At 73.6% G+C, this 21,149-nt stretch carries 16 protein-coding genes and 1 riboswitch; of the genes, 8 read left to right on the top strand and 8 right to left on the bottom strand.

Annotation, left to right across the window (positions count from 1 at the left end; translation table 11 throughout):
- Nucleotides 1-66: 66 nt before the first annotated feature.
- Nucleotides 67-234: riboswitch (cyclic di-AMP (ydaO/yuaA leader) on the top strand.
- Nucleotides 221-1,471, top strand: a complete 1,251-nt coding sequence (locus ADK60_RS36280) for a transglycosylase family protein (RefSeq protein ID WP_159400723.1) — start codon at nt 221-223, stop codon at nt 1,469-1,471. It overlaps the preceding riboswitch by 14 nt.
- A gap of 158 nt (nt 1,472-1,629) precedes the next feature.
- The gene (locus ADK60_RS36275) at nt 1,630-1,830 is read left to right on the top strand and encodes a hypothetical protein (protein ID WP_045942929.1); all 201 of its coding nucleotides are present in this window, start codon (nt 1,630-1,632) and stop codon (nt 1,828-1,830) included.
- Nucleotides 1,831-1,898: 68 nt separating this feature from the next.
- Here the strand turns inward: ADK60_RS36275 and ADK60_RS36270 are convergent, their stop codons facing one another.
- The 7 genes from ADK60_RS36270 to ADK60_RS36240 all read right to left on the bottom strand — a co-directional run bounded on the left by ADK60_RS36270 (nt 1,899) and on the right by ADK60_RS36240 (nt 12,754).
- Nucleotides 1,899-2,918, bottom strand: a complete 1,020-nt coding sequence (locus ADK60_RS36270) for a LacI family DNA-binding transcriptional regulator (protein ID WP_199839833.1) — start codon at nt 2,916-2,918, stop codon at nt 1,899-1,901.
- Between the two features lie 25 nt (nt 2,919-2,943).
- Nucleotides 2,944-4,650, bottom strand: coding sequence for a glycoside hydrolase family 13 protein (locus tag ADK60_RS36265; RefSeq protein WP_053651091.1), 1,707 nt, complete (start codon nt 4,648-4,650; stop codon nt 2,944-2,946).
- A gap of 58 nt (nt 4,651-4,708) precedes the next feature.
- A complete protein-coding gene (locus tag ADK60_RS36260) occupies nt 4,709-5,623 on the bottom strand; it encodes a sugar ABC transporter permease (protein ID WP_045942932.1) in 915 nt (304 codons plus the stop codon).
- A 36-nt stretch (nt 5,624-5,659) separates the two neighbouring features.
- The gene (locus tag ADK60_RS36255; RefSeq protein ID WP_053651090.1) at nt 5,660-6,664 is read right to left on the bottom strand and encodes a carbohydrate ABC transporter permease; all 1,005 of its coding nucleotides are present in this window, start codon (nt 6,662-6,664) and stop codon (nt 5,660-5,662) included.
- Nucleotides 6,665-6,774: 110 nt separating this feature from the next.
- Complete coding sequence (locus ADK60_RS36250; protein WP_053651089.1) at nt 6,775-8,052, bottom strand: extracellular solute-binding protein; 1,278 nt, start codon at nt 8,050-8,052, stop codon at nt 6,775-6,777.
- Between the two features lie 309 nt (nt 8,053-8,361).
- Nucleotides 8,362-9,447, bottom strand: coding sequence for an aldose epimerase family protein (locus ADK60_RS36245; protein WP_053651088.1), 1,086 nt, complete (start codon nt 9,445-9,447; stop codon nt 8,362-8,364).
- Nucleotides 9,448-9,649: 202 nt separating this feature from the next.
- Complete coding sequence (locus tag ADK60_RS36240; RefSeq protein ID WP_053651087.1) at nt 9,650-12,754, bottom strand: ATP-binding protein; 3,105 nt, start codon at nt 12,752-12,754, stop codon at nt 9,650-9,652.
- Nucleotides 12,755-13,047: 293 nt separating this feature from the next.
- Between ADK60_RS36240 and ADK60_RS36235 the strand changes: the two genes are divergently transcribed.
- From ADK60_RS36235 to ADK60_RS36225, 3 genes are all read left to right on the top strand, one after another.
- Nucleotides 13,048-13,995, top strand: a complete 948-nt coding sequence (locus tag ADK60_RS36235; RefSeq protein ID WP_053651086.1) for a terpene synthase family protein — start codon at nt 13,048-13,050, stop codon at nt 13,993-13,995.
- A 292-nt stretch (nt 13,996-14,287) separates the two neighbouring features.
- Nucleotides 14,288-15,811, top strand: a complete 1,524-nt coding sequence (exaC, locus tag ADK60_RS36230; protein ID WP_053651085.1) for an acetaldehyde dehydrogenase ExaC — start codon at nt 14,288-14,290, stop codon at nt 15,809-15,811.
- 243 nt (nt 15,812-16,054) lie between these two features.
- Complete coding sequence (locus ADK60_RS36225) at nt 16,055-16,378, top strand: nuclear transport factor 2-like protein (RefSeq protein WP_045942940.1); 324 nt, start codon at nt 16,055-16,057, stop codon at nt 16,376-16,378.
- 53 nt (nt 16,379-16,431) lie between these two features.
- Here the strand turns inward: ADK60_RS36225 and ADK60_RS36220 are convergent, their stop codons facing one another.
- Nucleotides 16,432-17,652 (bottom strand): serine hydrolase domain-containing protein, encoded by a 1,221-nt coding sequence (locus ADK60_RS36220; RefSeq protein ID WP_053651084.1) that lies wholly within the window; start codon nt 17,650-17,652, stop codon nt 16,432-16,434.
- An 86-nt stretch (nt 17,653-17,738) separates the two neighbouring features.
- Here ADK60_RS36220 and ADK60_RS36215 point away from each other — a divergent pair, with 86 nt between their 5' ends.
- The 3 genes from ADK60_RS36215 to ADK60_RS45330 form a co-directional block, all read left to right on the top strand.
- A complete protein-coding gene (locus ADK60_RS36215) occupies nt 17,739-18,248 on the top strand; it encodes an NUDIX hydrolase (RefSeq protein ID WP_045942942.1) in 510 nt (169 codons plus the stop codon).
- Nucleotides 18,249-18,281: 33 nt separating this feature from the next.
- Nucleotides 18,282-19,223 carry a TetR/AcrR family transcriptional regulator gene (locus tag ADK60_RS36210; RefSeq protein WP_079008990.1) on the top strand — a complete coding sequence of 314 codons (942 nt, stop codon included), beginning with the start codon at nt 18,282-18,284 and terminating at the stop codon, nt 19,221-19,223.
- A 144-nt stretch (nt 19,224-19,367) separates the two neighbouring features.
- Nucleotides 19,368-21,149: hypothetical protein (locus ADK60_RS45330; protein ID WP_502687477.1), on the top strand; the 1,782-nt coding region annotated here is incomplete at its 3' end.

Genomic DNA, 21,149 nt, shown 5'->3' with positions numbered 1-21,149 from the left:
AACGTGCTCCCCGTTCGTGGCCACACGGACCCAGCCCGTCCGCGACGCCGAGTCCTGCCGTCGGGCGTGCTGGCAGCGCAATACATCACGGCAGGAGCGGGGGAACCACAGGTAGTTCGCCCAGGACCGGTCCACGGACCGGACCCGGGCTAGGGGTGAAGCCGCGTCCACAGCGCGGCCGGGCTACTCCGGCCCGAATCCGACAGCTCACCTCGCAGGCGTGGGAGAGGACCACGTCTTCATGCTGCCCACCAACGGCACCCGTCTGTCCGGCCGCACCCGCCGCGCGATCGCCGCCCTCGGCGTCGCGGGCATCGGCCTCACCGTTCCGTGCCTCACCGCCGGCACCGCCTCGGCCGCCTCCGTCGCCACCTGGGACAAGGTCGCCCAGTGCGAGAGCACCGGCAACTGGAGCATCAACACCGGCAACGGCTTCTACGGCGGCCTCCAGTTCACCAACTCCACCTGGGCCGGGTTCGGCGGCACCGCCTTCGCCGCCCGTGCCGACCTCGCCACCAAGGACCAGCAGATCGCGATCGCCGAGAAGGTGCTCGCGGTGCAGGGCCCCGGCGCCTGGCCGGTCTGCTCGGTCCAGGCCGGTCTGACCAAGGGCGGCACCCCCGCCGCCGTGGACACCTCGGCCGCCGCCGCACCGGCCGCCAAGACCCCGGCCCCGGCCGCCAAGCCCGCCGCCGAGCCCGAGAACCCGGCCCCGGCCGCCTCCGACGCCGCCCAGCAGCGCACCGGCGCCCAGGACTGGCAGAAGTGGCACCGCCAGGCGGGCCAGGATGCCTCCGCCGACTACACCGTGGTCGCCGGCGACTGGCTCTCCTCCATCGCCGACAAGAACAACGTCCAGGGCGGCTGGGAGCGGCTGTACGAGCTCAACCGCGCCACCCTGGCCGAGGGCCCGCACAGCATCTACCCGGGCCAGCACCTGACCCTCGGCGACCGCGCCGAGGCGAAGGCCCCGGCCGCCGACAAGTCCGGCCAGGGCTTCGACTGGTTCAACCGCGCCAAGGACGCGCAGAACGGCTCCGGGACCGCCGCCAAGCCGGCCGCCGAGCCCGCCGCGAAGGCCGAGACCCCGGCCCCCGCCCCGGCCGCCACCGGCAGCATGGCCGCCGCCGTCTCCTTCGCCCAGTCGAAGGTCGGCCAGGCCTACGTCTACGGCGGCACCGGCAACGGCGGCTGGGACTGCTCCGGCCTGACCCAGGCCGCGCTGCGCGCCGCGGGCGTCTCCGTCCCGCGCGTCGCCGCCGACCAGGCCGCCGCGTCCACGCACGTCTCGCTGGACTCGCTCAAGGCCGGCGACCTGCTGTTCTGGTCCAACAACGGCCAGGACTCCGGCGTCTACCACGTCGCGCTCTACGTCGGCGACGGCAAGTACGTCGAGGCCGCCAACCCGAGCTCGGGCGTGCGGGTCCAGACCGTCGCCAACTGGGCTCCGGACTTCGCCGGCCGGGTCTGATCCGGTAGCACCTGGCCCCCGGGGAGAGTCGTCGCTCCTCCCCCCGGGGGCCGAGGCGTGCCCGCCTGCGGCACCGCCGCGACCACGGTCCCGGACAGTCATGGTCAAAGCCCGTCCCGGCGGGCATGCTGCTGCTCAGCACCCGAGGAGGAGTCACCATGGCCCAGGTCACCGTCTCGCTCGACGCCAATCTCGCCATCGACGCGATGATGCTGTCCGGCACCAAGAACCCGCAGGACGCCGTCGAACTGATCCTCCGCGACTTCCTGGAGCGGGGCCGGCGTACCGGGACCCGTACCGGTGACGCCGCCGACGGCCACCGGGTCACCCCGGACCGGCCCATCGTCCAGGAGGGCTGAGCGGAACGCCGAGGGGCCCGGGAGCGGTTCGCTCCCGGGCCCCTCGTGGTGTCCCTCGTGATGTCTCCTCAGCGCGCGCGGCCCCCGGTCGAGCCGCGCATCACCAGCTCCGGCTGGAACATGAACTCCCCGCGCTGGACGGCGTTCCCGCCGACCTCCTCCAGCAGGGCGTCCACGGCCGCGTTGGCCATCGCCTCCACCGGCTGGCGGACCGTGGTCAGCGGCGGCTCGGTGAAAGCTATCAGCGGCGAGTCGTCGAAGCCGACCACCGAGACGTCCTGAGGCACCGCCAGGCCCCGCTGACGGACTGCCCGGATCGCGCCGAGCGCCATCATGTCGCTGCCGCAGACGATCGCCGTGCAGCCCTTGTCCAGCAGCGCCCCGGCCGCCGCGTGCCCGCCCTCCACGCTGAACAGCGTGTGCCGGACGAGCTCCTCGGCCTCCTCCCGGGTGTGCCCGAGCACCTCCCGCAGGGCCGCCGTGAAGCCCTCGATCTTGCGCAGCACCGGCACGTACCGCCGCTGCCCGACGGCCAGCCCGATCCGCTCGTGGCCGAGTTCGGCCAGGTGCTGGACGGCCATCCACATCGCGGCCCGGTCGTCCGGCGAGATGAACGGCGCGTCGATCTTCTCGCTGTAGCCGTTGATCAGCACGAACGGCACCCCGCGCCCGGCCAGCCGGGCGTAGCGGTCGTGGTCGGCGGTGCTGTCGGCGTGCAGGCCCGAGACGAAGACGATGCCCGCCACGCCCCGGTCGACCAGCATCTCGACCAGCTCGTCCTCGGTGGAGCCGCCGGGGGTCTGGGTGCAGAGCACCGGCGTGTAGCCGTGCCGGCTCAGCGCCTGCTCGATCACCTGGGCCAGCGCCGGGAAGATCGGATTGCTCAGTTCCGGGGTGATCAGTCCGATCAGCCCGGCACTGCGCTGGCGCAGCCGGGTCGGCCGCTCGTAGCCGAGCACGTCCAGCGCCGCCAGCACGGTCTGCCGGGTGGCGGCGGAGACGTTCGCCTTGCCGTTGAGCACGCGGGAGACGGTGGCCTCACTGACCCCCGCCTGCGCCGCGATGTCTGAGAGTCGCGCCGTAGTCACGGTCCCAGAGCCTATTGCAACCACGTCAGACCGCCCACCAGTCGGTGCTGTCCGCGGCCAGCAGCGCCTCGCCGTCGACGACCCGGGGGTCGGCGCCGGCGGAGGTCAGCAGCAGCCGGCCGGGCGCGGGTATCCGGACCGGGGCGCCGGTGGTGTTGACGGTGCAGACGAAGGAGCCGCGGCGGAAGGCCAGGGTGCCCTCGGGGCTCTCCAGCCACTCGACCTCCCGGCCGGCGCCGAGGTCGGCGGTGTCCCGGCGGAGGGCCAGCGCGGACCGGTACAGCTCCAGGGTGGAGGTCGGGTCGCCGGTCTGCGCCTCGACGCTGAGTGCGGCCCACTCGGCGGGCTGCGGCAGCCAGGACGGGCCGCCGGCGTCCGGGCCGAAGCCGTACGGGGCCTCGGCGCCGGACCACGGGATCGGGACCCGGCAGCCGTCGCGGTAGCCGTCCTGGCCGGCCTGGCGGAAGAAGGACGGGTCCTGGCGGACCTCGTCGGGCAGGTCGGTGACGTCCGGCAGGCCGAGCTCCTCGCCCTGGTAGACGTAGGCGGAGCCGGGCAGGGCGAGCATCAGCAGGGTCGCGGCACGGGCGCGGCGCAGGCCGAGCGCGCGGTCACCGGGGGTGCGGATCTGGGTACCGAGGCCGGGCGGGTTGGCGAACCGGGTGGCGTGCCGGGTGACGTCGTGGTTGGAGAGCACCCAGGTGGTGGGGGCGTCGACCGGGCGCATCGAGTCGAGCGAGAGGTCGATCACCGCGCGCAGCTCGGCGGCGTCCCAGGAGGTGCCCAGGTACTGGAAGTTGAAGGCCTGGTGCAGCTCGTCGGGGCGGACGTAGTTGGCGGTGCGCTCGACGGTCGGGGTCCAGGCCTCGGCGACGCCGATCCGCTGTCCCGGGTACTCGTCGAGGATCTTGCGCCAGCTGCGGTAGATCTCGTGCACACCGTCCTGGTCGAAGAACGGCATGACGTCGTTGCCGAGCAGCTTGAGCTGGTCGCCGCCGCCGAGGTCGGGCAGGCCGGGGGCCTTGACCAGGCCGTGGGCGACGTCGATCCGGAAGCCGTCGACGCCCATGTCCAGCCAGAACCGCAGGATGGAGCGGAACTCGTCGGCGACGGCCGGGCTGTCCCAGTTGAAGTCGGGCTGCTCGGGGGCGAACAGGTGCAGGTACCAGTCGCCGGCGGTGCCGTCGGGGTTCTCCGAGCGGGTCCAGGCCGGGCCGCCGAAGATGGACTCCCAGTCGTTGGGCGGCAGTTCGCCGTTCTCGCCCTTGCCGGGACGGAAGTGGTAGCGCTCGCGCAGCGGGGACGCAGGACCCTCGCGCAGGGCACGCTGGAACCACTCGTGCTGGTCGGAGGAGTGGTTGGGGACGAGGTCCACGATGATCCGCAGGCCCAGCGCGTGGGCGTCGCGGATCAGCGCGTCCGCGTCCAGCAGGGTGCCGAACATCGGGTCCACCGCCCGGTAGTCGGCGACGTCGTAACCGGCGTCGGCCTGCGGGGAGGCGTAGAACGGCGAGAGCCAGACGGCGTCCACGCCGAGGTCGCGCAGGTAGGGCAGACGGCTGCGGATGCCGGGCAGGTCGCCCATGCCGTCGCCGTTGGAGTCGGCGAAACTGCGCGGGTACACCTGGTAGATGACCGCGTCCCGCCACCAGCCTCTGTCCGCGCCGGCACCGGCCTCGTGAGCGGTGGCGTCGGCGGCGGGCCGGGAGGTGTCGGCCAGGTTCTGGGTCATGGACGGTATCCCTTGGGACTAGGAGGCGGAGCGGTCGGTGGGTGAGGCCGTCGGCCGGTCAGGACTTCGAGGCGCCAGCGGTCAGCCCGGTCACCAGGTGGCGCTGCACCAGGTAGAAGAGGACCGAGGAGGGGATCGCGATCAGCACCGCGGTGGCGGCCATCAGGTTCCACTGGGCGTCGTGCTCGCTGACGAAGGTCTGCAGGCCGACGGCCAGCGTGTACTTGTCGGAGCTGAGCATGAAGGTGGAGGCGAAGGCGACCTCGGCCCAGGCGGTGAGGAAGGAGTAGAAGGCGGCGACCGCCAGGCCCGGGCGGGCGAGCGGCAGCACCAGCCGCCAGAAGGTGCCGAACGGGGAGAGCCCGTCGACCCGGCCGGCCTCGTCGATCTCCACCGGGATGGTGTCGAAGTAGCCCTTCAGCAGCCAGCCGCAGTACGGCACGGTGGTGGTCGAGTAGACCAGGATCAGGCCGAGGTAGCTGTCCAGCAGGCCGAGCCGGGAGAGGATCGTGTACATCGGCACGATCAGCACCGCGATCGGGAACATCTGGGTGACCAGCAGCGACCACATCAGCGGCTTGTGGCCGGGGAAGCGCATCCGGGAGACGGCGTAGCCGGTGGAGGCGGCGATCATCACGCCGAACACGGTGGTGACGCCGGAGACCAGGAAGGCGTTGCCGAACCAGCTCATGAAGTCGGTGTCGAACAGCACCGTGCGGTAGTTCGAGAAGGTGATCTTGTCGAGGATCGCGCCGGGGTGCAGGTAGTCGGTCTTGTCCGGGCCGAGCGAGACGTAGAGGATCCACGCCACCGGAAACAGGGCGACCAGGCTGGCCAGGATCAGCGCGCCGTGCATCAGGGTCTTGGCGAGCGGTCCGCTCTCGCCGCGGCCGCGGACCTTGGCGGGCCGGGCGGCGGGGGCCGCGGTGCGGGCTGCGGCGCGGGGGGTGGGTCGGTCGGTGGTGGTGCTCATCGGGGTGCCTCCTTCGTGGTCGTGCGGTTCGCCGGGTCAGCCGTTCGCGCGCTCGTTGCGGGCGAGCCAGCGGCGGTAGAAGCCGGTGAAGACGATCAGGATGGAGAGCAGGATCACGCCGTAGGCGGCGGACTGCGCGTAGTCCCGGGGCTGCTGGCCGAAGCCGAGCCGGTAGGCCCAGGTGACCAGCAGCTGGGCGTCCGGCGCGCCGTTGGCGCCGAACAGCAGGAAGATGACGGCGAACTGGTTGAACGTCCAGATCACGCCGAGCAGCACGACGGTCGAGGACACGGTGCGCAGCCCGGGCAGGGTGACGTGGCGGAACCGCTGCCAGGCGGTGGCGCCGTCCATCTCGGCGGCCTCGTACAGCTCGGCCGGGATCGACTGGAGGCCGCCGAGCAGCGAGATCATCATGAACGGCACGCCGACCCAGGTGTTGACCAGGACGGCGGCGGCCTTCTGGGCGAGCGGGTCGTCCAGCCAGCCGGGCTCGGGCAGGTGCAGCGCGGAGAGCAGGCCGTTGACGGCGCCGCCGTCGGCGAGCATCAGCCGCCAGGAGAAGACGGTGACGAAGGTCGGCACGGCCCAGGGCAGGATCAGCAGCATCCGGTAGACGGCGCGGCCGCGGAGCTTCTGGTTGAGCAGCAGGGCGAGGCCGAGGCCGATGGTGTAGTGCAGGCCGACGCAGAGGGCGGTCCAGGCGATGGTCCAGACGAAGTGCGACCAGAAGCGGTCGTAGGAGCCGGGGCCCCAGAGGATGTCGGCGTAGTTGTCGAGGCCGACGAAGTGATAACTCGCCGGGATCTCGTTGACGCCGATCTTCCTGGCCGAGTTGAGGCTGTTGGCGTCGGTGAGGGTGAGCCAGAGTCCCTCGGCGAGCGGGTAGAGCACCAGGACGCCGAGGACGAGCACGACCGGTGCGATCATCGCGTAGGCGTACCAGTGCTTGGCGTACGAGCGCTTGAGGCGCTCCATCAGGCCCGGACCCGGATCGCGCTGCCGGCTGCCCTGGCCGGTGGCGCCCTGCACGGCGACTGACATTTTCGACACCTTCTCGGGGAGGTCCGCCGCCTCGCTTCGGCGACTGCTGCTACGGGTCCGGCCGCCCGGCCCGCCGGGGGTCGGCGGGCCGGACGGCTGCGGGAGATGGACTACTTGGCGAAGCCCGGGAGGAGCTTGGCGTAGTCGGTGGCGACGGTGTTCAGACCGTCCTGGGTCGAGGTGCCCTGGACGACCTTGCCGAGGTTGGTGCCCAGCGAGGCGAACAGCGAGCTGTACTCGGGCAGTTCGGGGCGCGGCTTGGCGCTCGACAGCACGGACTGGAAGCCGGCGATACCGGGGTCGGCCTTGACCTCGGGGGTGAAGGCGTCGTCGCGGGTCGGCAGGGTGGAGTTCTTCTGCGCGATGAACGCCTGGCTCTCGGCCGAGGTCATGAAGGCGGCGAACTTCTCCGCGGCGGCCTTGTGGGCCTGGTCGGCACCGGCGTAGACGGAGATGTTGTGGCCGCCGGTCGGGGCGCCGCCCTTGCCGGCCGAGCCACCCGGGACGGGGGCGATGCCGAGGTTGGCCTTGTCGGCGAAGGCCGAGCCCTTGTAGATGTTGGTGATCTCCCAGGGGCCCTGGACGATCGCCGCGACCTTGCCGCTGTTGAAGGCGTCCATCATGTGCGCGTAGGCGTCGGTGGTGACGTCGGCCTTGGCGGTGCCGGGCGCGGTGAACAGCGACTTGTAGGTCTCGATCCCCTTGACGGCCTCGGGGCCGGCGACGGTGATCTTCTTGCCCTTGGCGTCGACGGTGTCGGTGCCCTCGCCGAACAGGAACGGCATCGCGTAGTAGCCGTCGGCGGCCTTCAGCCAGAAGCCGTCCACGCCGGCCTTGTCCTTGACGGTGGCGGCGACGGTCTTCAGCTCGTCCCAGGTGGTGGGGGCGGCGGTGATGCCGGCCTTGGCGAAGATCTCCTTGTTGTACAGCAGGCCGAGGGTGTCGGTGACCAGCGGCACGCCGTAGAGCTTGCCCTGGTAGCTCGCCTGCTGGATCAGGCTGGGCTGGAACTTGGCGGAGTCGGCGGCGGCCGGGGTGCCGTCCAGCGGCTCCAGGTAGCCGGCCTTGGCGAAGGCGGCGGTCCAGCCGACCTCGGAACGGAACACGTCCGGCGCGCCCTTGGCCCCCATGGCGGTCTGGAGCTTGTTCTGCGCCTGGTCGAACGGCACGTTGACGAAGTCGACCTTGACGTTCGGGTTGGCCGCCTCGAACTTCTTGACGAGCTCCTGGTAGTTCGGCGCCTCGTTGGTGGCGTTCGAAGTGTCCCAGTAGGTGAGGGTGACCGGCCCGTCGGCCTTGCCGTCCGAGCTGGAGCCGCTGCTGCCACAGGCAGCCATCGAGACCGCGAGGGCCACAACGAGGGCAGAGGCCGCGATGCCACGCCGCATGAGAACTCCTTGGAGGGTGGGGGTGCCCGAAATAGTGGGAGACAGGCGCATAATGGCTGCCTTGCCTCGCGCCGACCGCACCGTTGCTGCCGCCGGGCTCGGGAAGGAAGTTAACAGCGGGGCAACAGTCGCGGAAAGCCCTTGCAGCAAGTTTCTGCAAGAAAAAGCGATCGTTACACCCACGTGTCCTTCACGTTGCCGCACGGTAGTTGACAGGCAAGTGAGTTGTGGCGCTTTGTCCGGTTCGCCCCGGTCGACAGCTGCCGCCGGGGCCACCCTCCGTGGTGAAAGGCTCTTGCAGCGCCCCCGTCAGCCGGTGGTGCCGAGCCGGAACACCGTGGTCGAACGGAACTCCTCCCCCGGCCGCAGCACGGTGCTCGGGAAGTCCGGGTGGTGCGGGGAGTCCGGGAAGTGCTGGGTCTCCAGCGCGACCCCGGAGAACGGCCCGTACGGCACCCCGCTCGCGCCGCTGACCGCGCCCCGGAAGCCGTTGGCCGTGTAGACCTGGATCCCCGGCTCGGTGGTCAGCACCTCCAGGGTCCGCCCGCTGACCGGGTCCTCCAGCCGCGCAGCCCGGGCCGGGGCACCGTCCGCCGGGCGGGGGCGCAGCACCCAGTTGTGGTCGTAGCCGCCGGGGCCGGTCAGCTGCGGGTGCTCGTCGTGCACGGACTTGCCGATCGGCCGGGCGGAGGTGAAGTCGAACGGCGTGCCGGCCACCGGCTCGATCCGCCCGTACGGGATCTGCCGCCCGTCGGCGGGGGTGTACCCGTCGGCGTCCAGGGTGAGCAGATGGCCGAGCACGTCCCCGGAGCCCTCGCCGCCCAGGTTGAAGTAGGCGTGGTTGGTGAGGTTGACCACGGTCGGCGCGGCGGTCACCGCGTGGTAGCGGATCGCCAGCTCGCCGGAGGCGTCGAGGGTGTAGTCGACGGTGACGTCCAGCGCGCCCGGGAAGCCCTGGTCGCCGTCCGGGCTGTGCAGCCGCAGCCGGACGCCGTCGGGCAGCTCCTCGGCCGCCCACATCCGGTTGGCGAAGCCGTCCGGGCCGCCGTGCAGGGTGACCCCGCCGCTGGTCGGGGCGAGCGGGTGCTCCTCGCCGTCGAGGGCGACCCGGCTGTCGGCGATCCGGTTGGCGTACCGGCCGACCACGGTGCCGTAGTGGCGGGCCGGGCCGAGGATGTCGGCGATCCGGTCGCTGGAGAGCAGCACCTGGCCGGGGCGGCCGTCCCGGTCGGGGCCGACCAGGGTGTGCAGGGTGGCGCCGAGGGTGAGCACACTCGCCTCGTACGGGCCGGCCCGCAGCGTCCACCGCTCGATCGCGGAGCCCGCGCCCGAGGGGTCCAGGGGCTCGCGCCGCACGCTGGTGGTCCGCGACCCGTTCGCCGGGGGCGTCGCCATGACCTGCTCCTCACTGGCGGGCCACGGGGTGCGTGCCCACCCTTGACCGGGGTACCGCCCGGCCCCCGTACGGGCCCGGGTCGGCGTCAAGCCTAGTCAGCTGCGGGGGTGGCCGGGCGCTCATCGGGTCCGCGCGCGCCGCCCGCGCGGCGGCCTGCGTGCCGGGGGCGCCGGGGGTCCGGTCCACCCGGGCCCGGAACCGTCAGAGGCGGTCGGGCCGGTCGGGCCGGTCCGGCCGCTCGGGAAGCTCCGGACGCGCCCGGAGCTCCGGAAGCGCCAGGGGCTCCACCGGGTCCGAGCCGTCACGCGGCTCCGGCGCCCACGGCTCCACCGCCCGCTGCTCCGGCGCCAGCCCGAGGGCGGCGGCCAGACCGTCGGGCCCGCTGCCCGCCTTGCGGTAGACCGCGGCCAGCCGCCGGTTGACCAGGCTGAGCGGCAGCGCCAGCCGGTCGGCGATCCGCTGCGGCGGCACACCCCGGACGGCCAGCTCGGCGACGTCCCACTCGGGCTGGCTGAGCGTCTCCCGCACGTCGCCCAGCCGGTTCGGCCGCAGGCCGTAGTTGGCCAGCTCGCGCCGGGCCCGGTCGACCAGTCCGTCCGCGGCGCAGTGCTGGGCCAGCTCGATGCCCTGGTACAGGTACTCCTGGGCGTCCTCCAGCCGGCCGACCCGGCGCAGCGCGGCCCCGAGGTCGACCAGCGCCACGGCGTGCTCGTAGCCGGCCGGCGACTGGCCGAGGTGGGCCACCGCCCGCTCCAGCAGCTCGACCGCCTGCTGGCCGTCCTCGATCTGGGCGTGCAGCCGCAGCGCCGTCCCGATCGCCGAGGCGGTGCCGAACCGCTCCGCGTCGGCGACCGAACGGCGGGCGTATTCGCGGGCCCGCTCCGGCTCGTCCTCGGCGAGCGCGATGGCCAGGTGCGCGGCCCAGGGCGCCCAGACGGTGTTGTGCCAGCCCCGGATGTCCAGCTGCGCTCCGGCCTCGGTGAGCGCGGCGGCCGCACCGGCGGGCCGGCCGACGGCGAGCAGCAGCTTGCCGTACAGCGAGGCGGCGTCCGGCAGCACCATCGCGGTGGCGTGGTACGGCGGGTGGAAGCCGAAGCCGAGCGCGAGTTCCCAGGCCTCCTGGCTGCGGCCGCGGGCGATCAGGGTGTCGATCAGTACGCCGACCGCGTCCCAGGCCAGCGGCAGCTTGGACCCGATCCGCTCGGAGAGCCGCAGCGCGCGGCGCAGGAAGTCCTCGGCCTCGGCGAGCAGACCGCGCCGGAACCGGGCCAGGCCCATCAGGAAGTAGGCGAAGCCCCGGTGGGCACCGGACCAGCCCGCCACCTCGAACTGGACGATGGCGTCCGAGAACAGCCGCTCGGCCTGGGCGATCCGGTCGTTGTAGGTGTAGGCGAGGCCGAGCGTGGCGGGCAGCTCGAAGCCCCAGATGTTGTCGGTCCAGCCGAGACCCTTCGGCAGCCGCCCGTTGTCCAGCACGTCGTCCGCGTGCCGCAGCACCTCGGTCGAGGGCGCGCCGCGCAGGGTGAGGTCCCAGGCCCGCAGCGCCAGCACCGCCCGGTCGGCGGCCTCGCGCCCGGTGAGGCTGTCGCACAGGGCGCCCAGCCGGGCGGAGCGGGCCGGCCCGTCCTCCTCGGACTTGCGGAAGGCGTGCCACATGAACGACGCGGCCTCCAGCCGCAGCCGGCGCGCCGGGTCCCCGAAGGTGTGCTCGGCCTCCTGCTGGCAGACCAGGGCGGCCTGGCGCAGCTCGCCGCTGTGCGCCAGCACCTCGGAGAGCCGGAAGGTGGCGTCCACCCGGAGCGAGGGGCGCAGCGGTCCCTCCTCCGGGTCGAGCGCGAGCTTCAGCTGGTTGACGGTGGCGACCGGGTCGGTCAGCAGCGCCGAGCAGCCCAGCTCGTAGAGCACCTCGGCGCGGTCCTGGTCGTCCGGCGGTTCGGCGAGCGCGCGGTGCAGACAGCGCTGGGCGGCCTCCGGCGCGCCGATCAGCAGGTGTTCGGAGGCGGCCCGGCGGAGTTTGCGCACCGTGCGGTCGTCGCCCTCGCCCGCGAAGGTCTCCACCAGGTGGCGGGAGGCGGCGAGCAGGCCGAGCCCGGCGTTCTCGATCTCGGCGGCGGCCACGCCGTGCATCCCGGTCCGGGTGGCCTCGGGCATGGTGTTGTAGATCGAGCTGGCGATCAGCGGGTGGACGAATTCGAGGTTGCCGTTCGGCGTGACGGTCAGGACGCGCTGCTTGCGCAGTTCCTTGACGGACTCGCGGGCGCCCTCGGTGGACTGGGCGGAGATCCGGGTGGCGAGGTCGGGCCGGATGTCGGTGCCGAGCATCGCGGCGGCCCAGGCGAACCGCAGGGTGGCCGCGCCGAGCCGGTCCAGCCAGGACTTGAGGGTCATCCCGGTGGCGTCGACGGCGAGTTCGCGGAGCTGGAGCGAGTTCTCCTCGACCGGGTCCAGTTCCTGGTCGCGGACCTGGTCGAGCAGGGCGACGGCCTCGAACGGATTGCCGTTGACGACGTTCCAGAACTCGTAGCAGAAGGCGTCCTCGGCCCGGTCGCCCAGCTCGGCGCGGATGATGTCGGTGACGGCGACCAGCGAGAGCCGGCTCAACTCGTGCCGACGGGTGGCCAGCGAGGCGACGGCGCGGTGGTGGTCCTGGGACTCCTGCTGCCAGTCGGCGGTGTCGTCGCGGTAGGCGAACACCAGCAGCACCGGCAGTTCGCGCGCCCGGACGGCGAACTGCGCCAGCCAGCTGAGGGATTCGAGGTCGGCCCAGTGCAGGTCGTCGACGAGCATCACCAGCGGGGCGCGGCGCGGGGCGAGCTGGGTGAGGACGAAGTCCAGGCCGTCCCGGACACCCTGCGGGTCGAGCCGGCGGGCGCCCTTCTTGGGCTGCTTGAGGCCCATGGCCGGGCCGACGACCTCCTCCCAAGTGCCCATCACCTGGCGGAACTCGCCGGCGCCGAGGCCGCCGAGCACCGGCTGGAGGAGCTGGCGCAGCACGTGGTACGGCTCGTTGAACTGGCGCTCGCCGCCACGGGCGAACAGCACGGTGGCATTGGGGCGCAGCTTGGCGATCCGGCGGACCTCGTGCAGCAGGCTGGTCTTGCCGATGCCGGGGCGGCCGGAGAAGGTGAGGAGTTCGCCGATCTCGGTGCCGCCGGCCGCGAAGTCGCGGCAGAGTTTGTCCACCGCCGCCTCGGCGGAACGGAGTTCGGCGTCACGGTCACGCAACCTGACCCGGTTGGGGGCGCCTTCCGCCTCCCGCGCGCCGGTCGTCGCCTCCGCCCGGAATTCGCTGTCCCGCTCGGTCACCGTCGCGCCTCCGCCTCGCTGTTCCCTGCCCGTGGAGCCGAGAGTAGCGCCGCCCGGGGTGTGGTGGAGCGCATTCACGCAGGCGGGGGCCGAGATCGAGGGTTCGGCGAGCTTGCCGAGGGCAATTGCCCTATATCCCTAACGTCGGATCATTGCATCGGATACTCTACGGCCCGCAGGCCAAGTTGATCATGTCGTGCCAATCCGTCACCAACCGGCCGCGCAACCCCAACTCCCCCACCGACAGCAGCAATACCTTAAGCGCCCCCACCCTCCGCAGCTCCGGGAGTCCGATGTCTGACGACACCTCACTTCAGATTCCGTTCCCGTACCGTCGCAGTGCCCACGGGCCGTACGCCACCGAACTGCACCGCGCCTGGCTCACCCGCCACCCGCTGCTGGCCGACCCGACCCACCCGTCCTACGCGCACTGGGAGGTCGTCGACCTCGCCGCCCTCGGCTACCCCGACGCCGGGCCGGACGAACTGGCCCTGGCCGCCGACCTCATGGGCTTCTACTTCCTCTTCGACGACCAGTTCGACGGCCCGCTCGGCCGCCGCCCCGCCGAGGTCGCCCCCATCTGCGACCGGCTGGTGGCCGTCCTGCACGGCGCCCGGCCCGACCGGAACTCCCCCGTGGAAACCGCGTTCGCCGACCTCTGGCAGCGCAGCGTCCAGGGCATGCCGGCCCGCTGGCAGGCGCGCGCCGCGTACAACTGGGAGTACTACCTGGCCAGCCACCCCGCGGAGGCGGCCGGCCGGATAAGCCCGCGGCCGCCCGACCGGGCCGGCTACCAGGTACTGCGGCGCGGCACCGCCGCGATGGAGACCATCTTCGACATGGTCGAGCGACTCGGCCACTTCGAGGTCCCGCCGGCCGTCCTGCACCACCCGGTGCTGCGTCAGATCCGCCAGCTCGCCGCCGACATCCCCTCGCTCACCAACGACGTCCGGTCGTTCCCGCTGGAGGCTCCGCGCGGCGACGTCAACAACCTGGTGATGATCGTCCAGCGGGAGCGGGACTGCTCGGCCGAGTCGGCCTGCGCGGTGGTGATGGCCGAGGCCCAGCTGATGGCCGAGCGCTGCCGCGAGCTGTACGAGCGGCTCCCCGACGTGTACCGGGAGCTGGGGCTGGCCCGGGTCGAGCGGATCGTCGCCCAGCGCTACGCCGACGGCCTGGTCACCTGGCTGGCCGGCTACCTGAGCTGGGAGCGCCGCACGGGCCGCTACCAGGAGGCCTGACGGCAAGTCGCTCGCTCGTATGCGAGCGCCTCGGGGCGGGGTCACCCGCAGGGCCCGCGGCCGAAGCTCGGCGGCCGGAATGCGCCACCCTCCGTGGACGGGCGCCGTACGGACCGTAGCCGAACCGGCCGCCCGCCGGTTAGGGTGCTGCTCGGCGGGCGCCCCCCGGAGCGGGGCACGCCCGACCCGCGTGTGTGTCCGTACCCTCCGCCGGGCCGCCCTGCACGGCCCGGCGCGCCGCCCGGCCCACGCGCCGGTGCGGCGCCCCGACAGCGCGAGGAGGCACCAGAGCATGCCGGTCTACCAGCCCCCCGGACAGCCCGGATCCATCGTCGAGTACCGCCCCCGCTACGAGCACTGGATCGGCGGCCGATGGACACCACCGGTCCTCGGCCAGTACTTCGAGAACCCCAGCCCGGTCACCGGCGAGGTCTTCACGGAGGTCGCCCGCGGCACCGCCGAGGACATCGAGGCCGCCCTCGACGCCGCCCACGCCGCCGCCCCGGCCTGGGGCCGCACCGCGCCCGCCGAACGCGCCCAGGTCCTGCTGCGGATCGCCGACCGGATCGAGCAGAACCTCGAACGGCTCGCCGTCGCGGAGAGCTGGGAGAACGGCAAGCCGGTCCGCGAGACCCTGGGCGCCGACCTGCCGCTCGCGGTCGACCACCTGCGCTACTTCGCCGGCGCGCTGCGCGCCCAGGAGGGCGGCCTCTCCCAACTGGACGAGGACACGGTGGCGTACCACTTCCACGAGCCGCTGGGCGTGGTCGGCCAGATCATCCCGTGGAACTTCCCGATCCTGATGGCGGTCTGGAAGCTCGCCCCGGCCCTTGCGGCAGGCAACGCGGTCGTGCTGAAGCCCGCCGAGCAGACCCCGGCCTCCGTCCTGCTGCTGGTCGAACTGACCGCCGACCTGCTGCCGCCGGGCGTGCTCAACGTGGTCAACGGCTACGGCCTGGAGGCCGGCCGCCCGCTGGCCTCCAGCGACCGGATCCGGAAGATCGCCTTCACCGGCGAGACCACCACCGGCCGGCTGATCTCGCAGTACGCCAGCGGCAACCTCATCCCGGTCTCGCTGGAGCTGGGCGGCAAGAGCCCCAACCTGTTCTTCGCCGACGTCGCCGCCGAGCGGGACGCCTTCTACGACAAGACGGTCGAGGGCTTCGCGATGTTCGCCCTCAACCAGGGCGAGGTCTGCACCTGTCCGAGCCGGGCGCTGATCGAGTCCTCGATCTACGACCGGCTGCTCGCGGACGGCCTGGAGCGGGTCCGTTCGATGCGCCAGGGAAACCCGCTCGACACCGAGACCCAGGTCGGCGCGCAGGCCAGCGACGAGCAGCTGCGCAAGGTCCTCTCCTACATCGAGATCGGCCAGGCCGAGGGCGCCAAGGTGCTGGCCGGCGGCGAGCGGGCCGACCTCGGGGGCGCGCTGGCCGGCGGCTACTACGTGACGCCGACCGTCTTCGAGGGCGTCAACGGGATGCGGATCTTCCAGGAGGAGATCTTCGGCCCGGTCGTCGCGGTCACCCGCTTCGAGGACTTCGACGACGCGATAGCGCTCGCCAACGACACCCAGTACGGCCTCGGCGCCGGCGTCTGGACCCGCAACGGCACCACCGCCCACCGGGCGGGCCGCGCCATCCAGGCGGGCCGGGTGTGGACCAACTGCTTCCACGCCTATCCGGCCCACGCCGCCTTCGGCGGCTACAAGAACTCGGGCATCGGCCGGGAGAACCACAAGGCCCTCCTGGAGCACTACCAGCAGACCAAGAACCTCCTGGTCAGCTACTCCCCGCAGGCCCTGGGCCTGTTCTGACCGACCGGCCCCCGCACTGCCGACGGGGCCGGAACGCGGAGTGGGAAGTCGGTCCGGCCGACTTCCCACTCCGTACGCCACTCCCCGTGGCCCGGTCTCGGGGACCCCTGAGGGCAAATCACCCGTATCGGGATGTAAGCACATGAATCACCGGAAATCTCCGACGCGCCGCCGACATGCGCGGCGAGTCCCGTCCGACGCCCTAAACAGGAGTCCCCATCGCTTCGACTCCTGGGAGACCGGATGGCCATCGCCACCGCCAAACTGACCGACCCGACCGTGCGCGCCGCCGTCACCGCGATCAACGCGGGCGACCGGCAGGCCTTCGTCGACCTGCTGACCCCCGACGCCACGATGTCCGACGACGGCTCCGACCGCGACCTCCAGGACTGGATCGACCGGGAGATCTTCACCGTGCGCGGCCATATGGAGGTCCGCTCCGAGTCCGACGGCGGCCGGGCACTGGTCGCCGACTTCCGCAACGAGACCTGGGGCGAGATGCGCACCGCCTGGCGCTTCACCGTCGAGCACGGCCGGATCGGCCGCTTCGAGACCGGCCAGGCCTGACCCCGGCGCCAGGTCACCGGGGACGGCCGGGGCGGGTCAGGACGCCCCGAGCGTCAGGACACCCCGAGCGACTCCCGCACCGCCCGGATCAGCGCGCGGGAGCGGACGTCCCCGGTGACCCCGGGCTGCATGCCGTTGGTGACGTAGCCGAAGCCGATCCCGAGTCCGGGATCGGCGAAGCCCAGCGAACCGCCCCGGCCGGGGTGCCCGAAGCTGGCCGGCGAGGCCATCAGCGCGGTCGGGCTGTGCCGGAAGAAGCCCAGCCCGAAGGTCGAGTTGACGATCAGCACCCGGTCCGGGCCGCTCACCACCGGCCCGACCGCCCGGGCCAGCACCTCCGGGCCGAGCAGCGGCGGCAGCGTCCCGCCGCCGCTGCCGTACCGGTCCGCCGCGCCGACCAGCGCCGCGTAGAACCGCGCCACCGAGCGCGCGGTGCCGATCCCGCCCGCGCCGGGGATCTCGGCGGCCTGCACCGCCGGGTCGTTGAGGTCCACCCCCGGGCGTACCGAGGCGAAGGCCCGCGCGGTCAGCGAGGCCGGGTCCTGGTAGGCGTCCCGGACCGACTGCTTGGGGCGCAGCCGCAGGCCGCTCGGCCCGGTCCTGGCCGAGGCCGGCGCGGGCAGGTCGACCAGCCGGCCGACCCGGGGCGCGGCGCCGGACGGCAGCCCGATCCACAGGTCGAGGCCGAGCGGCCGGGCGATCTCCTCGGCGAAGTACTGGCCGACGGTCCGTCCGGCGACCCGGCGCACCACCTCGCCGACCAGCCAGCCGAAGGTGTACGGGTGGTAGCCGTGCGCGGTCCCCGGCTCCCAGGCGGGCCGCTGGGCGGCCACCGCGGCCGCCGCCCGCTCCCAGGTGAGCACGTCCTCCAGCCGCAGCGGCACGTCCAGCGCGGGCACGCCCGCCTGGTGCGACAGCAGCCAGCGCACCGGCACCCCGCCCTTGCCGGCCGCCGCGAACTCCGGCCAGTAGGAGGCGACCGGGGCGTCCAGGTCGAGCTGTCCGCGCTCGGCGAGCAGCAGCGCGGTGGTCGCCGTCAGGCCCTTGGTGACCGAGCGCAGCACCTGCGCGGTGTCGGCCGTCCACGGCACCGCCGGCGCCGGCCGGCCGCCGACCTCCGGCCGGGCGTCGCCGCCCCACAGATCGACCACCTTCCGGCCCCGTACGTACAGCGCGAACGCCGCGCCGAGCTCGCCGTGGTCCCGGAAGTTGCGGGCGAAGGCCTCCCGCACCGGCTCGAAGCCGTCGGCCGTCTCGCCCCAGATCTCCACCACCGCGCGCCGTCCCCGTCCTCGTCGGTCGTTCGTACGTCCATCGTTCGTGTGTCCGTGAATCGCCCGGAAACCCTAACCTGTCGGTCATGACCTCACCTTCCGAAGAGCTGCTGGACGTCGTCGACGAGCACGACCGGGTGATCGGGACCGAGACACGCGGGGAGGTGTACCGGCGGGGGCTGCTGCACCGGTGCGTCTTCGTCCTGGTCCGCGACCCGGCCGGGCGGATCTTCGTGCACCGGCGCACCGACACCAAGCTGTTCGCGCCGGGCGCCCACGACATGTTCGTCGGCGGCGTGGTGGGCGCCGGCGAGACGTACGAGGAGGCCGCCGTCCGGGAGGCCGAGGAGGAGCTGGGCGTGACCGGGATCGTCCCGCGCCCGCTGTTCCGCTTCGTCTTCCGGGGCGACGGCCTCTCCTGGTGGTCCGATGTGCACGAGGCCGAGTGGGACGGCCCGGTGGACCCGCAGGAGTCCGAGGTGGCCTGGCACGCCTGGCTGACCCCGGACGAGCTGGCCGAACGCCTGGCCCGGGACGAGTTCGTCCCGGACGGCCTCGAGGCGTACCGCCGCTACCTGGAGCACCACCGGCCCTGACCGCGCCTGACCCGGGCCGATAGGGTGGCGCGCATGGCATCCCGCACGCCGTCGGCCCCCTCCTCCGCGCCCGCGCGCGGCGACCGTCCGGAGCGCGCCGGGCGGTCCGCGCGGTCCGGCACACCGGAACCGGCGGGCGAGGTGGTCGAGGCGGGCCGAGCGGTCGGGGCGGTCGGAGCGGATAAGGCCGGGGCGGGAAAGACCGGGGCGGGCAAGGCCGGGCGGCCGCGCCGGCGGCTGAGCGTCGACGAGCGGCGCGAGCAGCTGATCGCCGTCGCGCTGGAGCTGTTCAGCCACCGCCCGCCGGAGGAGGTGTCGATCGACGACATCGCCGCCGCCGCGGGCGCCTCCCGCCCGCTGGTCTACCACTACTTCCCGGGCAAGCAGGCGATCTACGAGGAGTCGCTGCGGCGGGCCGGCCAGGAGCTGTCCGCCCGGTTCGAGGAGCCGGCCGACGGCCCGCTGTCCGAGCGGCTGTACCGGGTGATGGGCCGCTACCTGGACTTCGTGCAGAGCCACGGCCCCGGCTTCGCCGCACTGCTGCGCGGCGGCTCGGTGACCGCCAGCACCAACACCTCGGCGGTGATCGACGAGGTCCGCAAGGCCGCGCACGAGCAGATCCTCGGCCACCTGGCGCTCCCCTCGCCCAGCCCGGGGCTGCGGCTGACCGTCCGGGCCTGGATCGCCAACGCCGAGATCACCTCGCTGGAGTGGCTGGCCGACCGCTCGGTGCCGCTGGAGGAGCTGCAGCTGCACCTGGTGCAGGAGTTCGTCGCCTCGCTCACTCTGACCGCCGCCCGGGAGCCCGCGCTCGCCGCCGAGCTGGCCGGCTTCTTCGCCGGGGAGCGGCCGGACGGCCCGACCGGGAAGCTGGTCCGCGACCTCGCGGGCCTGCTCGCCGTCCCCGGCCTGGCCGACACCCTGGCCGTCCTGGCCGTCCCGCCGGCGCCGGAGGAGCCCCGGGAGCAGGTCTGAACGCGGGCCGCACCGCGGGCGGCCGGTTCTGCCGCGTCGGCGGCCTCTGATAGGAATGTGCACGGATCCGACGGCCCGCCGGGCACCCTCGGGCCGGGATCCGGACCAGCGAACGCACAGCGAGCAGAGCGGGGGGCTCAACAGTTGACCCAGGACGGCCAGTTCAGCGCGGAGGCGACTCCCTTCGCGGCGGCGGAGCGGGTCTCCGCGACGCTCGGCAGCCTCACCGACGCGCTCTTCGACGCCCGCGCCTCGCGCCACCCCGCGGCCGTGCTGACGGAGCTGCGGTCCACCGCGCACCCGGCCACCGAGGCCCTGTTCCAGCTGCCGCTGGCGCCCAACGGCCCGGTGCACACCGCCGTCGGCCGGCTCGGCACCGTGGTCACCGCCGGCACCGCCCGCCCCGGCAGCGGTGCCGCGCTCGCCCCGCTGGCGATCGGCGGGCTGCTGGCCCGCTACGGCGCCGCCGGCCCGGTCCGGGGCGCGGCGGGCGGCTCCCCGGAGGCCCTCACCGCCGGGCACTTCGACCTCCCGGTGACCGGCGAGCCCGCCGATCCCAAGCTCCGCCCCGCGTTCGCCGCGCCGCTGGCCGCCCTCGCGGCCGGGCAACAGACCCGGCAGCCGGTCGAGCTGCCGACCGGCGCGGGAGCCGAGGTCCGACTGGTGGTCCCGCCCGGCTTCCACGCCCTCACCGCGCCCGGCGGCCCGCCCGGGGTCTCCGCCCGCACGGTGTCCACCGGCCCCGTGGACGGCATCCCGGCCGGCCTCGGGATCGCCCCGGCCACCGGCGCGGCCGCCGCCGAGCTGACGGCCCACCTGGCCGAGACCGCCGAGGAGCTGTTCAGCGGCACCGCCCCGGCCGACCGCCGCGAGTTCGCGCTGATCGCCGCCGCCCTGGCCGATGTCGTCACCGCCTCCGGCGCCGTCTACGCGGGCGTCGCGGCGGTCCAGGTGGACGGCAGGGCGGCCGACGCGACACTGGTCGTCTCGCTGGCCCGCCACCCGCTGCCGATCACCGGCCTGGCCACCGAGCTCGCCACCGTGCGGCGGCACGCCGAGGTGTGGACGGTGCTGCTGCCCGCCGGGCCGGCGGCCGTCCTGGTCGAGGGCCGCAGTGTGCCCGTCCCGGGCCCGCTGGCCGCCGACGGGGTGCGCCGCTGGGCGGTCACCTCGGTGGTCGAGGCGTTCGTCCCGCTGCCGGACGGCGCCTCGGTGCTCTGCGTCCAGCTGACCACCGCCCAGCCGCAGGACTGGGAGCTGTACACGGACGTCTTCGCCGAGCTGTTGAAGTCCGTGCAGTTCGGCTGGGACGGCGTCCCCGCCGCTCCGACCGCGCCGCTCCCCGCCGCCCAGCTGCCCGCCGCCACCGTGCTCCTCGTCCCGGCCGCCGAACCGGCGCCGGTCGCGCACCCGGCGGCGCACCAGGCCCCCGTCGCGGCCCCGCCGATGCCCGCCGCGGCCCCGGTGGCGCCTCCGACGCCTCCCGTCACCGACCTGCCGCCCGTCACCGACCTGCCCCGGGTCGCCGCCGCCGGGCCCGGCTCCGCCGCCGAGGACGAGGCCGCCGAACTCCCGGTGCACCTGCGCGGCACCCCGGTCCGCGTCCCTCCGGCCGACTTCAACCCCTTCGCCCCGGTCGCCGACCCGACCCCGGCGCAGCCGATCCTGATCCCCGAGGACGCGCCCGCCGCGCCCAAGGGCACCCCCGTGACGGTGCCTCCGCCGGACTTCGACCCCTTCGGCATCCTCGGCACCCCCGCCGCCGCGCCCGCCACCGAGAGCCCGGAACCGCCCAAGGGCACGCCCGTCATGGTGCCGCCCCCGGACTTCGACCCCTTCGGCATCCTCGGCACCCCCGCCGCCACGCCCGCCGCCGAAACCCCGGAGCCCCCCAAGGGCACGCCCGTCATGGTGCCCCCGCCGGAC

It is taken from the genome of Streptomyces sp. XY431 (assembly GCF_001279805.1).
GTDB classification, from domain to species: Bacteria; Actinomycetota; Actinomycetes; order Streptomycetales; family Streptomycetaceae; genus Kitasatospora; species Kitasatospora purpeofusca.
Note: the sequence above shows the minus strand (reverse complement) of the source record. Positions and strands in the feature narration are given on the sequence as shown.